Below are 14,692 nucleotides of genomic sequence, written 5' to 3'. Positions count from 1 at the left end.
AGTTTCCAGTTAGGGTCTGCGGTGTTAACGGCGAGTCACGGCCGGACCCCGCCGACATCAACGCTCTGACCTGTCTTCTTCAGGTCGTACGCGGAGCTGAACTCCTTCCCCCAACAACTGACCAAAGGGGTCATGGTGAGATACCGTCCCTCCTTGACGACCGCGGCTGTCGCGGTCGTAGCGGCAGCTCTTTCCCTGACCGGCTGCTCCAGCTCGTCCTCGAAGTCCGCTGCCGGATCGTCCTCCTCGCCGTCGGCGTCCGGTTCCAGTGCGTCGACCGCGGCTGCGGCCTCCGCCGGTTCTTCCTCGGCCAGCGCGCCGCCGGTCCGCGACCCCAGCACCGACCTGGTGATCTGGACCGACGCCCAGCGCGCCCCGGTGTTGCAGCAGTTCGCCCAGAGCTTCGCCACCGCGAACGGCATCTCGGTGAGCGTGCAGCCGGTGTCCACCGATCTGCAGTCGGCGTACGTCACCGCCACCGCGGCCGGTAAGGGCCCGGACATCGTGGTCGGCGCCACCGACTGGATCGGCAACCTGGTGCAGAACGGCGCCATCTCGCCGCTGCCGCTGACCGCGGCCCAGAAAAGCGGCTTCGAGACCACCGCGTTGAACGCCGTCACCTACAACAGCCAGGTCTACGGCGTGCCCTACGCGACCGAGAACCTGGCGCTGATCACCAACACCGGTGAGGCGGCGGCGAATCCGGCCACGTTCGAGGCCATGGTGGCCAACGGCCAGGCCGCGGTGAAGTCCGGCAAGGCCTCCGAGGCGCTGGCGATGCAGATCGGCCAGCAGGGCGACCCCTACACCGCGCAGCCGCTGCTCGGCTCGGCCGGCGGCGACATCTTCGGGACCAAGCCCGACGGCAGCTACGACCCCTCGCAGGTCGGTGTGGACAATGCCGGATCCAAGGCGTTCGCCGCGCAGCTGGCCAAGTACGGCGAGAAGGGCCAGAACGTCTTCAAGCGCTCCATCGACGCCGACAACGCGGTGTCGCTGTTCACCTCCGGCAAGACCCCGTACCTGATCTCCGGCCCGTGGTCGCTGGAGCAGATCCGCAAGTCGGGCCTGAAGTACGCGATCAGCCCGGTCCCCGGCTTCGCAGGACTCGGCCCGGCCGAGCCGTTCGTCGGCGTGCAGGCGTTCTACGTCTCGGCCAAGGCCAAGAACGCCGCGCTGGCGCAGGAGTTCACGCTGAACTACCTGACCCGCAAGGACGTCGAGGAGGCGCTGTACAAGGTCGACCCGCGGGCCCCGGCCCTGACCGAGGCGTACAACGACGTGTCCAAGACCGACCCGGACATCGCCGCCTTCCAGGCCGCGGCCGCGCACGGCGTCGTGCTCCCGCAGATCCCGGCGATGTCCGCGGTCTGGGGCCCGCTCGGGATCGCCGAGGCGGCGATCGTCGGCGGCGCCGACCCGAACACCTCGATGACGAACGCCGCCACCCAGATCCGCGCGGCGATCGCCAAGGGTTAGCCGGCCAACGGTTGGCCGGCCACCTCCTCATCCGTCCTTGAAACCGCAAGCCTCCGCACGGTGCGGCGACTCGAATCGCCCCCGGGCCGTCGCACCGTACGGAGCCGAAAGAAAGCAGGGGAGCGGCTGTGACCGTCTTGCCCTCTGAGCGTCTGGCCCGCCTGTCCTGGCCACGGGTCGTCTTCGTCGGCCTGGTCGTGCTCTTCGCGGTGCTCACCATTCCGACGCTGGTCGACAAGCACTCGTGGACCGGCGTGGCGGTCACCGTCGCGGGGACGGCGATCCTCGCCTACGTCTACCTGACCCCGAAGCGGATCGCGGCCCGGTTCCTGGTTCCCGGCACGATCCTGCTGCTGGCGTTCCAGGTCTACCCGATCGGCTACACGATCGACACCGCGTTCACCAACTACGGCGACGGGCACCGGCTCAGCCAGTCCCAGGCCGTGGCGCAGATCGAGGCCGACTCCGTGATGGAGAACCCCGGCGCGCAGCGCTACGAGCTGTCGGTGGCGACCAAGACCGCCGACACTTCCGGTGCGTTCGTGTTCTTCCTCACCGACCCGAACGGGAAGGTCGAGCGCGGCGACGCCGCCGGGCTCACGCCGGTCCCGGACTCCGAGGTGACCAAGGACCAGTTCACCGGCAAGGTGATCACCGCGGCCGGCTGGCACATCCTGACCGGCATCCAGGTCAACGGCCTGGGCCAGCGGCTGGCCTCGTTCGCGGTGCCGACCGGCAGCGGCTTTATTAAGTCCGTCGGCCTGTCCGAGGCGTACGTCGGCCAGTTCACGATGAAGTACGACGCCGCCGCGCACACCATGACAGACACCCGGACCGGCACCGTGTACAAGGCTTCTGACGGCGAGTTCAAGGCCGCCGACGGCTCCGGCAAGACGCTGCCGATCGGCTGGAAGGTCAGCGTCGGGTTCAAGAACTTCACCTCGGTGCTGACCAACGCGACCATCCGTGGACCGTTCCTGCGGGTCCTGGTCTGGACGATCGCGTTCGCCGTCCTGTCGGTGCTGAGCACTTTCGGCCTGGGCCTGCTGCTCGCGGTGGTCATGGACCATCCCCGGATGCGCGGCCGAAGGCTTTACAGCTCCCTGCTACTCCTGCCCTACGCGATGCCCGCGTTCATCTCGACCCTCGTCTGGGCGAGCATGTACAACAAGGACTTCGGCCTGCTGAACAAGCTCTTCGGCACCCACATCGACTGGCTCGGCAGCCCCTGGTCGGCGCGCGGTTCGGTGTTGCTGACGAACCTGTGGCTCGGCTTCCCCTACATGTTCCTGGTCTGCGCGGGCCTGTTGCAGGCGGTGCCGCAGGAATTGAAGGAGGTCGCGAGGGTCGACGGCGCCTCGCCGTTCCGGGTGTTCCGCTCGGTGACGATGCCCACGGTGCTGATCGGCGCGATGCCGCTGCTGATCGCCTCGTTCGGCTACAACTTCAACAACTTCAACGTGATCCGGCTGCTGACCGACGGCGCTCCGTACCCTTCCGGCAGCTCCACCGCCGGTGACACGGACATCCTGATCAGCTACACCTACCGCCTCTCGTTCGGCGGCCAGGGCGCGCAGTACGGCCTGGCCTCGGCGATCTCGTTCCTGCTGTTCGTATTGGTCGGCCTGATCTCCTACGCCGGCTTCCGGCAGACCCGACAGCTGGAGGAGGTGTACGCCCGATGAAGGACCGTCTGTGGTGGCGCCACCTGATAGGCATCGCCGCCCTGGTGTTCGCGCTGGTCCCGATCATCTTCCTGGTCTCGGCCGCGCTGAACCCGGTCGGCACGCTGTCCACCACCTCGCTGATCCCGAGCGGGGCGAGTCTGGCCAACTTCAGCAAGCTGTTCCACGACCCGAACTCGCCGTATGTCCGCTGGTACGTCAATACCCTGGTGATCTGCGGCGTCTCGTCGGTTCTCAACGTCCTGATCGGCGTCAGCGGGGCGTACGCCTTCTCCCGGCTGCGCTTCCGCGGCCGGCGGCCCGGGCTCACCGGCATCCTGCTGGTGCAGATGTTCCCGAACTTCCTGGCGCTGACCGCGCTGTACCTGCTGTTCATCAACATCGGGAGCGTGCTGCCGGCGTTCGGCCTGAACACCTCGCTCGGCCTGATCGTCGTCTACCTCGGCGGCGCGATGGGTGTGAACACCTGGCTGCTCAAGGGCTACCTGGACACCATCCCGGTGGAGCTGGACGAGTCGGCGCGGATCGACGGCGCCACCGAGGCGCAGGTGTTCTTCCGCATCATCTTGCCGCTGGCCCGGCCGATGCTGGTGGTGGTCGGGCTGTTCTCGTTCGTGTCGTTCCTGAACGAGATCATCCTGGCCGGCGTGTTCCTGACCGGCAGCGCGCACAAGACGCTGGCCGTCGGCCTCTACGGCCTGGTCTCCGGCAACCACAACACCGACTACGGCGAGTTCGCCGCCGGCTCGCTACTCGCCGGCATCCCGGTGGTCCTGATCTACCTCTACCTCCAGAAGTATCTCGTCAAGGGCTTGACGGCGGGCGCCGTCAAGGGCTGATCCGCATCATTCGTATAGGAGAGGCAACCATGCAACGACGCCGCAGACTCGCGTTGGCCGGCACGGCCGTGAGCCTGGCCGCGGCCACCGTGGTGACCGCCGCCGCGGCCCCCAGTTCGGCCGCCCCGATCCGGTCCGGCAAAACCGCCGCGACCGCCGCCGCCGCGGTGAGCTCCACCCCGGTCAGCACCGGCGACATGACCAACGACGTCATCTACCAACTGCTCACCGACCGCTTCTACAACGGCGACACCGGCAACGACAACCCGTCGTCCGCGCCGAACCTGAACGATCCCACCCACACCAACTGGCAGGAGTACTGGGGCGGCGACTTCGCCGGGGTCACCGCCAAGATGCAGTACCTGTCCGACCTCGGCGTGGGCGCGATCTGGATCTCGCCGCCGGTGCAGAACGTCAACGTGCCGGTCCCCGACAGCAACGGCAACACCACCGCGGGCTACCACGGTTACTGGGGAATGGATTTCTACACCCCCGAGCCGCACTTCGGGCAGTGGGCGGACTTCGACGCCATGGTCGCCGCGGCGCATGCCAAGGGCATCAAGGTGATCATGGACTGGGCGGTCAACGACTCCAACCCCGAGGACACGAGCAACCCGAACTACGGCGCCGGCGGCGCGCTGAAGCAGAACGGGACCACGCTCGCGACGTACGATAACGACCCGAACGGCTACTTCCACCACAACGGCGGCGTCGCGGACTACAACAACCTGTACGACGTCGAGTACCAGAACCTGTTCAACCTGGCCGACCTCGCGCAGGAGAACCCGGCCGTCACGAACTACGTGGAAGGCGCGGTCAACACCTGGCTCGGGCACGGCGTGGACGGCATCCGCATGGACGCCGTGAAGCACATGCCGGGCGGCTGGCTCAAGAGCTACGTCGACAACATCGAGGGCTCGCACAGCGTCTTCATGTACGGCGAGTGGGCCGACCCGAGCAGCGCGCCGCTGTGGCCGAACGAGGTGAAGTTCGCCAACACCGACGGCCAGTCGCTGGAGAACTTCGACCTGAACACCGCGGTCCGCGACGTGTTCGCCAACAACGCGAACATGTCGGAGCTGGACTCGGAACTGAGCCGCCAGCAGAGCTCCGTCAACTGGTCCAACGACCTGGTGGACTTCGTCGACAGCCAGGACGAGAACCGCTTCCTGTCGGTCAATAACAACACCACGCTGCTGGACCAGGCGACCGTGGTGGACATGACCGTGCCGGGCATCCCGTCCATCTACTACGGCGACGAGCAGTACCTGCACAACGACACCACCAACTCCTTCGGCCAGGTCGGCGGCGACCCCTACAACCGGCCGATGATGAGTTCGTTCGCTGAGAACACCCGCGGCTTCGGCGACATCCAGAAGCTGGCCGCGTTGCGCAAGAGCAACCCCGCGCTGCGCTACGGCACCTCGACCCAGCGCTGGATCAACAACGACGTGTACGTCTACGAGCGCAAGTTCTACAACGACACGGTCCTGGTCGCGGTGAACAAGAGCACGTCGGCCAGCTACCCGCTGACCAACCTGAACACCGCCCTGCCCGCCGGCAGCTACAACGACGTGCTCGGCGGCGCCCTCGGCGGCGGCACGCTGACCGTCGGCGCCGGTACCGGCGGCAACAATCCCGTCGGCTCCTACACCCTGAACCCGGGCCAGGCCGCGGTGTGGTCCTACGTCGCCCCGACGCAGTCCACCCCGCAGGTCGGCAACATCGGCCCGACCATCGGCCACAGCGGCGACGTGGTCGCCGTGACCGGCACCGACTTCGGCTCCTCCGCCGGCACCGCCACGGTCGGCGGCGTCCCGGCGACCGTCGACTCCTGGTCGAACGGCGAGGCGGACATCACCATCCCCTCGGGCGTCACCCCGGGCCTGGCCTCGGTGGTGCTGAAGTCCTCCGGCGGCGTGGCGGGCAACGCCATCTCCTACCACGTGGAGACCGGGACTCAGGTCCCTGTGACATTCAACGTCACCGGCACATCGACCCAGCCGGGCGACGAGCTCTACTTGGCCGGCGACCAGGACGAACTCGGCAACTGGAGCACCGACACCTCGGTCGCGATCGGGCCGATGCTCGACCCGAGCTACCCGACGTGGTTCACCATGGCCAGCGTCCCGGCCGGGGCGAACATCCAGTTCAAGTTCTTCATCAAGCACTCGGACGGGACCGTCACGTGGGAGAGCGGTTCGAACCACACGTATACCGTGCCGACCTCCGGGACGGGGAACGTGACCGTCGCCTGGTGAGGCGTATCTGAGTCCTGATGAACAGGCGGCGACCGGGTTGAGGGGCCCGGTCGCCGCCGCTTTGTCGTCAGAGGACCGAAGGGCACGCCCGCGGGCGGTCAGCTCACCGCGGCAGTCCGCTTGTCGTCGCCGACGGGTCGATCACCCCGCCGTCCATCGACGCCGGCAGCATCGCGCGCACCTCGTTCGTGGCCGCCACCTTCGACGCGGCCGTCGTCACGGCCGGGATCGTCGCGGCCGGGCTGGCCGTCGCGGCGGCCGTCGCCGGGCTCCCGCGCCACCCGGACGTGTCCGTCCCGGTCGGTGCCTTCGAGGCGATGTAGGCCGCGTACACGCCGAACCACTGCGCGTCCGTGTACGGCGACCATCCGTGCTGCTTCTCGCGGCCGTAGGTGAAGGTCGCGTCGGCCGGGGGCGAGGTCTGCGAGTCAAGGTTCTGCTGGAGCAGCTCCACGGCGTCGTTCAGGAAGTACGTGTCCATGTCGCCGACGTACATGTGGATCTCGCCTTGCAGCCGCGGGCCGAGCGTCGGCCACTGCGCGGCCAGCTTCGCGTCCAGGTCCTTCGGCTTCCACTGTGCGGCCACGGTGTGGTCGATCGCGCCGGTCCGCTTGTCCCAGACCAGCGCCGGGTAGCCGTCCTTGCCCTGCGGCCCGTACACCGCCTCCCAGATCGCCCACGCGCCGCCGCTGCGGTCGTGGTCGCCCAGGGCCAGCTCCCACAGGTTCTCCTGGGCCATGTCGTAGATGGTGTCGCCGGCGGTGTTGCGGTCGTCGGGGCGTTGTGTCGGGTAGTCGAACTGGCGCAGGGTGTTGTAGGCGTTGGCGTCGTCGTAGATGTCGACGATCTGGTGCCGGTGGAAGTCCACCGGGTCGGGGTAGCCGGCGAAGGTGCCGCCGAACACGTCCGGGTTGAACACCAACGAGGCCAGCGCTTCCCAGCCGCCTGTCGAGCCGCCGGACGTGACGCGGGCCCAGGGTGCGGCGATCGTGCGGAACTGTGCGTCCAGGGCCGGGATCAGCTCCTTGGTGGTGGCGGTGCCGTAGGGGCCGACGTTGGGGGAGTCGACGATGTAGGAGGAGTCGTAGAACGGGTTCTCCTCGCGGACCTCCACGCTGATGAACTTCGGCGAACTCGGGTTCAGCCAGAACTGGGAGAAGGAGTTGCTGCCGTCCTCCTTGAAACCGTGTGGCGCGGCTTCCGTGAAGTGCGCGAAGTGGTATTCGACCGGGTAGTGCACGTCGGCGTTCTTCGGGTCGTCGTAGCCCTGCGGCAGCAGCACGTTGGCGCCGATGTAGATCGGCGTCCCCCAGAACTTGGTCAGCGCCGGGCTCAGGATCTTGATGTGCTTCACGTGCTGGCTGTCGGCCGGGTTCCCCTGTTGGCAGGTGCCGCCGGCCGGGATCGGGTCAGCCGGCGTGATGACGTGGTCCAGCGCCAGCTTGATCGGCCGGTCCTGGTCGCCGGTGATGGTGATCCACTGCGGCGTGCTGTACATGTTCCGCGGCGAGTTGAATATGTCCTGGCCGTCGCCGCAGGGCATGTGCATCTGGACGGTCGAGCCGTCGCCGCGGTGGAAGGTGTCGTAGACGGTGAAGAATGCCTGGACGTAGTACCGGCCCGGCGGCAGCTGGTTCAGTGCGGCCAGCGGGTAGCCGTAGGTCGAGGCGCCGGAATCCAGGGTCACCGAGCGCCCGGGCCTGAGCCCGTTCACGTCCTTCCCCCAGTACGGCGCGCCATTGATGATGTTGATCTGCTCGCGCGGATCGGAGTCCGCGTTGGTGGACACGATCACGAACGCCCGGCCGTCGGCGGGCGCGGCGCGGGTGGCGGCGGGGAACGAGACGTCGAACTTCAGCTCGTGCCGCGGCCGGGCGGCGGCAGCGGTGGCGCCCACCAACGCCAACACCAAAGTGAGCAACACGGCGGTACGTTTCCGCAAAGACAACCGACGAGACATGCGGCACCTCCAGGGCGCGCTGTCGGGGGAAAAGGGACGGTGCGATCCTTACCCGGCGCTCACCAGTCAGAATCCTGATCGCAGCTGAACACCGGTCGACGCCGAACCGTCCGCGGCGGCTTCAAGGGCGGCCTGCTCGACGCCCCAGGTGAGTTCCTCGGCCACCTCCGGCGCGATGGCGCGGGTGTCGAAGTGCACTGATACAGCCAGCGCGCCGTCGGCGTCGTCGATCGTCACCGACAGCGGTTCGGCCGGGTCCGGCCGGCGGTCCAGCCAGCCGAACGCCGACGTCGACCCGCCGCGCGTCCGCTGCGGCCCGCGCGGACTCGGCGCGGCCGTCGTGGCGTAGTCGACCCCTGATTCGGCGGCGTGCCGATCGTTGAAGTACATCGCGACCTCCGGCCCGCGACCGTGGTCGACGGCGAACCGGTCGAGCATCGCCGCCAGGGCCTCGGGATCGAAGTAGGCGTTCTTCACCGCGGCCAGCGACGCGCCGCGCGCCCGGTCCAAGGCCTCATCGAAACCGGTGTCGCCCAACTCCAGCACCAGCAGTCCGCTCTGGGCCGCGAAGCAGACGACGTCGGCCAGCGCCGACCGGAAGCGGTTGCCGACCCGGGGCCGGATCAGCACGCGGTCGGTGTCGGCCAGCCGGGCGAAGGCGATCGCCGTCGCCGTGGTGAGCACGACGGACTCCTCCACCGCGCGCCGGGCGGCGATCGTCGCGACCGCGGCGGCCAGCGCGGGGGAGACCAGGCGTCCGGACCAGTGCCGCAGGCGGCGCGGGCCGGGACGCAGGGCCGGCGGCGGTCCGGCGGCCAGCCGTTCCAACGACTTCGCGAAGTACCGCAGTGTTCTGTCTTCGTGCCGCAGCCCGGCCTCCGACGCCTGCCAGCGCGCCTGCTCCAGCGGCTGCATTCCCGCCGGTTCCCGGTCTTCGCCGGCGGCGACCTCGCGGATCATCACCGCCGCACCACCGGCATCGAGGGCCAAGTGGTGCATGATGACGACCAGATGCCGGCACACCCCGCCGCTTCGGACCACCGCCATCCGGATCGGCCACTCTGCGCGCAGGTCGTAGGGGCGGCGCCGGTAGACGGCTTCCACCCGTGCGGCGAGTGCGTCAGGGTCCTGTCCTGGCGGGGTGTCGTAGACGTCGAGGAAGGTCTCACCGGCCGAGGCCACCGACTGGCGGACCTTGCCGCCCGGTGCGTCCTCGACGGCGCCATCGTGGACGCCGTCGAACACGAGCCGGGTCCGCATGGACTGGTAGCGGCTGTGCAGATAAGCCAACTCCGCCGCGACATCCTCCACGCGCGTCCCCGGCGCCAGCGGCCGCCGCCCGCCCTGCGGCAGCCAGTTCCGCTGCCGGATCATGGTGACCCAGATGTCGCGCTGCCCCCAGGTCAGGGCGGCGCGGCCGGAATCGGCCCCGGCGAACGTCACCCGGATCCGTTGGCAGGGCAACGGCTCCGGCCGCGACCCCGGCCCGAGCCCCGGCAGCCAGGCGCCGGCCAGGAAGTCACGATGCCGCTGTCGGGTCGCGTCGACATCGACGCGGCCGCCGAAGTCCCGGACCAGCCACTCGTCGGTGACGACCCGGACCTCGGCGGCCGACACCACGGTGCGGACGGCTTCGTCCCACGCGGCGTTCGGATCGGCATCGGCCCGCAGCGTGAGCAGGAGGTCGCGGCGTCCGCCGCCGATCGGCACGGCCACGCAGACGGCGATGTCGGGGAAGGCGGCCAGCACGGCGGACTCCGCGGCCGTGCCTTCTGCCACCTCGCTGCCGGTCCGCACCTGGCCCCCTCGTCGTTGTTCGGCGAAAGGGCCAGGATAGGGATATACGTGTTCTGTGATCCAGCCGCGATCCGGCTACCGGGCGGCGTCCTCCAGATCGGCCGCCGCCCCCAGCGCGATCGGCGTCCCGGCCGACTCGATCACGGCCCAGTCGTAGTGCATCGGCACCAGCCGTGCGGCGTACCACTCGTCGGTCTGCTCCGGCACCACCCAGCCGCTGGCCTCCCAGTCGCCGAGGTCGAAGACGTAGCGGGCGACCGAGCCGGAGCTGGCGGCGGTGGTCTCGACGCCGTGCAGGCCGGCGGCGCGCACGGTCTCGTTGTCGCCGGGGACCGGGCGTCCGGCCACCGCCGGGACGCCGGGGAGCAGTGCGGTGAAGCGGCTCTGGTGCAGGCGGCCCCAGGTCCAGTCCGCCAGGTCCGGGCCGATCTCGCTCGCCAGCCGTTCGGCCGCGCGGTCCAGCGCCTGGCCGACCGCGTCCGACCAGGGCCCGAACAGGGACTCGTCACCGGCGCGGGCCCCGGCCAGCAGCGCCTGGAACGACAGCCACAGCGTGCCGGTGCGCTGCTGGGGCGACAGGAGCTGGGCGTGCGAGGCGTCGGATCCGGGCAGCGGCACGGTGGTCAGCAGCTCGCGGCGGGCCTCGGTGTAGACGGTGGCGGCGACCGAGCCCAGGCCCATCGTGCCGTCCCAGCCCCGCAGCAACTCAAGGAGCTGCGAACGCCGGCCGCCCTCGGCCGCCTTCACGTTCCCCAGCGAGGCCACGAACTCCCGCGCGGTCAGCGACGACACGTCCGCGTGGATCCGCTCCATCGCCGCGCGGTCCAGAGCCTGCGGCGCTGCCACGCCCTCGCGCAGCAGCTGCAGGATCCGCGTGGCCCGCGCCGGCCCGGCGAAGTCGTGCGCCACATACGGCGTGGGGTCGGCGGTCGGCCGGTTGTTCGCCGAGACCAGCAGCCCCTCTTCGGGATCGCGGGCCGCCGGCATCTGGTCGAACGGCACCCAGCCCCGCCATTCGTAAGCCGGGTCCCAGCCGGGGACCGCAGCCCACGAATTCGCCTGGTCCCGGCTCGGCACCCGGCCGCGCAGCCGGTAGCCGATCGCGCCGTGCACGTCGGCCGTCATCAGGTGGTCCACCGGCACCGACCAGCCGCGCATCACGTCATCGAGCTCTGCGACCGAGGTGGTCTTGAGCATCGGCAGCAGGCAGTCCAGGGTGCGGTCCGGTTCGGCGGTGCCGGTCCAGCGCAGCGCCAGCCCGGTGTTCGCGGTGTCGTCCTGGACCACCACGCCGCCGCGCGGGCTGGTGTGCACGGTGATCCGCACCGGCTCGGCGTCCCGGACGGTGATCAGCTCGGTGCGGGTGTCCAGCCGGTCCAGGTTCTCCACGAACAGGTCTTGGTCGTCGCCCATCCCGTGGGTGATGCCCCAGGCCACGTGCGCGTTGTGGCCGAAGTGCGGGAAGCCGGGGACGCCGGGGAACGACAGGCCGATGGCGTCGAAGGCGTCGCAGGACACGTGGTTCTGCCAGTACGGGCCGGGTGTCTCGAACGGCCGGTGCGGGTCCCCGGCCAGCAGCGGACGGCCCGAGGCGGTGTACGCGCCGGAGACCGCCCAGTTGTTGCTCCCGGCCGCCGGGTCCGCCGAGGCGGCCACGGTCTCGACCTCCGCCAGGCCGTTGAGCCAGCCGCGCACCTTCTCGCCGTGCCCCTCCGGCGGCCCCGCGGTGTCGACCCGCGCCACGGCCCCGGTCGGCAGCACCATCAGCTCCTCGCGGGCGTTGGAACGCACCCGCCAGACGACGCCGGCCGGGGCCACCGGTAACAACGCGGTCCGGAACAGCTTGTGCGCCATGCTTCCCATGCCGACGTGCCGGCCGAGGTAGACCGCGACACTGTGCCAGGGCTCCCACTTCCGCGGCGGCTCCGGCAGGTCGCACCCGGCCAGACTCGTGCCCAGCGCGTCGTTCACCCCGTCGGCGTAGGCGGCGAACACTGCCTTCGTCTCGTCCGCCAGCCCTTCATAGGAAAGGCGGGCCGCCGCCGCGAGGCCGACCCGCCGGGAGAACATGTCGTCGGTGAGAGCTCGCGATCCGACGACCTCCGCCCACGTTCCCAGGGCTTTGCGACGGACGTACTCCATCTGCAGGCCCCGGTCCAGGGCCGCGAGATGGCCCTGGGCGCGGAACGCCGCCTCGACGGACGCCGCGCGGGCGTGGGGGATGCCGTGCTGATCGCGATAAGCCTGCATGGTCAGCCATTCTGCATGGCCGTCCTGGCGATCGGCAGCAGGGTCTACCCCCAGACGACGGTCAGGCCGTCCCGTCGCCCGACCCGCTCCAGCGTCCGGGTCACCGCCTCTTGCAGAGCCCTGAGCTGCTGTTCGTCGTCCGCCTCGGCACGCAGTGCGAGCTCGGTCGGACCCGCTGTCAGCTCGCACCGGGCGGTGCCCAGGGTGATGCGGCCGGTGGTGTCGGACGTGGCCTCGGCACTCGGGCCGGCCTGGCCGCGGCCCGACCGGAAGCCATGACCGGGGCCGTGGCGCAGGCGCGAGGCGTGGGAGCAGAGCTGTTGCAGATAGCGGCCGGCGCGGTCGGTGGCCACGTGGGCTTCGGCCGTGGGCATAGTCAGGACTCCTCTTGATTGCGGGTTTGATTGCGCGTGTAGCTGGCCAGCCATGCGGTGACGCCGTCGGGGGCCAGGTTCGACAGGCACCTCGTCTCGCGGATCTCGTCCACGGTCCAGCCGTCGGCGAACGCCTCGTGCAGGTCGGCGCGCGAGACCTGGTGGGGCGGGTTCGGCGGGCCCACGTGGAGGTCGCTATAGCCGAGGACGTGCAGCCGTCCTCCTGGCCGCAGTACCGAACGCAGCCCGGCGACGTACTGCTTGCACGCCGGGCCTTTGAAGGCGTGGAACACCAGCGAATCCAGGACGGTGTCGAAGACCTCGCCGAGTTCGGCCAGGTTCCGGACGTCGAACCGGATGAACCTCGTTCGGCCGTCCAGCGAACGCTCCCGCGACAGCTGCGCGGCCCGCCGCAATCCTTCGTCGTCGCGATCCACGCCTGTCACGTGCAGCCCCGAGGCCGCTATGAGCAGCGCGTTCTCCCCGTAGCCGCAGCCCACGTCCAATACCCGGCCGCCGAACCCGCCGGCCTCGACCAGCGCTCGAACCGCGGGCTGCGGCTCGCCGACGTCCCAGGGCGGGGGAGAATCCATGGCTTTCATGGCTTCAGTTTTTCGATACAGAGTGTCTCTGTCAATGGCACTATGTCTCGATCATCGACAGAGTGGATAGCATGGACCCCGTGCCGAAGATCTGGAGCGACACCCTCGCCGACCACCGCGACTCCGTCCGCGAGGCGATCCTGGACGCCACCGCGGCCCAGGTCGGCGAGCACGGCCTGACCGGCGTCACGATGTCCGGCATCGCCCAGGCCGGCGGCATCGGCCGCGCGACGCTCTACAAGTACTTCCCGGACGTCGCCTCGATCCTGGCCGCCTGGCACGACCGGCAGGTCGTCACGCACCTGGCGGAGCTGATGGAGGCGGCGGCCAAAGCCTCGGACGCGGACCGGCTGGCGGTCGTGCTTCGTTCCTATGCCCAGCGGAACCGTCGCGACCGAGGCGACCACCACGGCCCGGACCTCGCGGCATCGCTGCACCACGCGGCCGGAGTCGAGAAGGCGCACCGGCACTTGGAACACTTCGTCAGTGAACTGATCGCCCAGGCTGCTGCTCGCGGCGAAGTGCGTACCGACGTGCCGCCGCCCGAACTCGCGGTGTACTGCGTGAACGCGTTGAACGGTGCCGGCAGCCTGCCGTCGAGGGCGGCGGTGGAGCGGCTGGTGGCCGTTACGCTGGCCGGGCTGAGGCCTTAGGCGCTCGCTCCGCGCATCAGCTCGACATAGCTCCACAACCGCGAAGCACCCTCCAACAACGCTGCCGAGCGCTGGTCGAGCCAGAGCCGACGATCGGCCAGCGCCTCCTGCAAGGCCTCCGAGCCGCCGGTGCGCCGCAGGCCGTCGATGATCGGCCGGATGCGGTCGAACAGGTAGTGGCTCTGGCGCAGGGTGTGGATGATGCGGGCGTCGCGGACGTCCCGCGCGCTGTAAACGCGGTATCCGGTAACGGGTTCGCGGGCCGGGGCGAGCAATCCCGCTGCCTCCCACACCCGCAACGCGGAGGTGCGCACGCCGAGCAGCCGGGCCAACGCGCTCACCCGAAGGCCGTCCGGCGCATCGGCCGCCGGCTCCTGCGCGACAGCCGCCGCCAACGTGCGCTCGATCTCCACCAGCGAAGCCCGACCGTGATGCAACGCCGCGTGCGCCGCGTCCAACAGCTCTGTGGCCTCGCTGACCCGCCGTTCGCCGACCGCCGCCACGATCGCCCGCGCGTCCGGGGCGCCGACCCCCGGTGCGAGAGCGGTATAGGCGAGCAGCGCGGCCAGATGCCGCTCGTTGTAACGCCGGTACCCCGACACGCTCCGCTCCGCCTCCGGAAGCGCTCCGGCCGCCTCCAAGTTGCGTACTTGCTGGGTCGACACCCCTGCGGCGCGGGCCAAGTCCACCGGACGCACAGCGGAACGCTCCTCTCGGTATCGGCCTTCTCATAGCGGCTTTAACCCCGGAGTTTAAACTTTTACCTTCACTTGCGCGGTATGAAGCGCGAAA

12 protein-coding genes are annotated in these 14,692 nt (G+C 69.7%); 5 read left to right on the top strand and 7 right to left on the bottom strand.

The features are described 5' to 3' along the window. Positions 1-35: 35 nt before the first annotated feature. Positions 36-341, bottom strand: coding sequence for a hypothetical protein (locus tag KGQ19_RS49465; RefSeq protein ID WP_230418442.1), 306 nt, complete (start codon positions 339-341; stop codon positions 36-38). Between the two features lie 7 nt (positions 342-348). Between KGQ19_RS49465 and KGQ19_RS10090 the strand changes: the two genes are divergently transcribed. From KGQ19_RS10090 to KGQ19_RS10075, 4 genes are all read left to right on the top strand, one after another. Next, the gene (locus tag KGQ19_RS10090) at positions 349-1,479 is read left to right on the top strand and encodes a sugar ABC transporter substrate-binding protein (protein WP_307856382.1); all 1,131 of its coding nucleotides are present in this window, start codon (positions 349-351) and stop codon (positions 1,477-1,479) included. A gap of 128 nt (positions 1,480-1,607) precedes the next feature. Beyond that, positions 1,608-3,164 (top strand): ABC transporter permease subunit, encoded by a 1,557-nt coding sequence (locus KGQ19_RS10085; protein WP_212008819.1) that lies wholly within the window; start codon positions 1,608-1,610, stop codon positions 3,162-3,164. Then, the gene (locus KGQ19_RS10080; protein ID WP_212008818.1) at positions 3,161-4,003 is read left to right on the top strand and encodes a sugar ABC transporter permease; all 843 of its coding nucleotides are present in this window, start codon (positions 3,161-3,163) and stop codon (positions 4,001-4,003) included. Before KGQ19_RS10085 ends, KGQ19_RS10080 begins: the two co-directional genes overlap by 4 nt. 29 nt (positions 4,004-4,032) lie before the next feature. Then, a complete protein-coding gene (locus tag KGQ19_RS10075; protein WP_212008817.1) occupies positions 4,033-6,264 on the top strand; it encodes an alpha-amylase family glycosyl hydrolase in 2,232 nt (743 codons plus the stop codon). Between the two features lie 103 nt (positions 6,265-6,367). Here the strand turns inward: KGQ19_RS10075 and KGQ19_RS10070 are convergent, their stop codons facing one another. From KGQ19_RS10070 to KGQ19_RS10050, 5 genes are all read right to left on the bottom strand, one after another. Continuing rightward, entirely contained in the window at positions 6,368-8,188 is a 1,821-nt protein-coding gene (locus KGQ19_RS10070) for an alpha/beta hydrolase-fold protein (RefSeq protein ID WP_212008816.1), read from the bottom strand. Positions 8,189-8,290: 102 nt separating this feature from the next. Further along, a complete protein-coding gene (locus KGQ19_RS10065) occupies positions 8,291-10,021 on the bottom strand; it encodes a condensation domain-containing protein (RefSeq protein ID WP_212008815.1) in 1,731 nt (576 codons plus the stop codon). 75 nt (positions 10,022-10,096) lie between these two features. Further along, positions 10,097-12,271 (bottom strand): penicillin acylase family protein, encoded by a 2,175-nt coding sequence (locus tag KGQ19_RS10060; RefSeq protein ID WP_212008814.1) that lies wholly within the window; start codon positions 12,269-12,271, stop codon positions 10,097-10,099. Between the two features lie 44 nt (positions 12,272-12,315). Then, positions 12,316-12,645 (bottom strand): DUF2218 domain-containing protein, encoded by a 330-nt coding sequence (locus tag KGQ19_RS10055; RefSeq protein ID WP_212008813.1) that lies wholly within the window; start codon positions 12,643-12,645, stop codon positions 12,316-12,318. A 2-nt stretch (positions 12,646-12,647) separates the two neighbouring features. After that, entirely contained in the window at positions 12,648-13,238 is a 591-nt protein-coding gene (locus tag KGQ19_RS10050) for an SAM-dependent methyltransferase (RefSeq protein WP_212008812.1), read from the bottom strand. A gap of 80 nt (positions 13,239-13,318) precedes the next feature. On the opposite strand from KGQ19_RS10050, the gene KGQ19_RS10045 reads away from it, so the two are divergent. Beyond that, positions 13,319-13,900 carry a TetR/AcrR family transcriptional regulator gene (locus KGQ19_RS10045; RefSeq protein WP_212008811.1) on the top strand — a complete coding sequence of 194 codons (582 nt, stop codon included), beginning with the start codon at positions 13,319-13,321 and terminating at the stop codon, positions 13,898-13,900. Here the strand turns inward: KGQ19_RS10045 and KGQ19_RS10040 are convergent. Next, entirely contained in the window at positions 13,897-14,598 is a 702-nt protein-coding gene (locus tag KGQ19_RS10040) for a MerR family transcriptional regulator (protein WP_212008810.1), read from the bottom strand. The two genes, KGQ19_RS10045 and KGQ19_RS10040, sit on opposite strands and share 4 nt — an antisense overlap. Between the last annotated feature and the right edge of the window lie 94 nt (positions 14,599-14,692).

It is taken from the genome of Catenulispora pinistramenti, from assembly GCF_018274385.1.
GTDB classification, from domain to species: Bacteria; Actinomycetota; Actinomycetes; order Streptomycetales; family Catenulisporaceae; genus Catenulispora; species Catenulispora pinistramenti.
The sequence above is the reverse complement of the archived record's forward strand: the minus strand, read 5'-3'. Positions and strand labels throughout refer to the sequence as shown.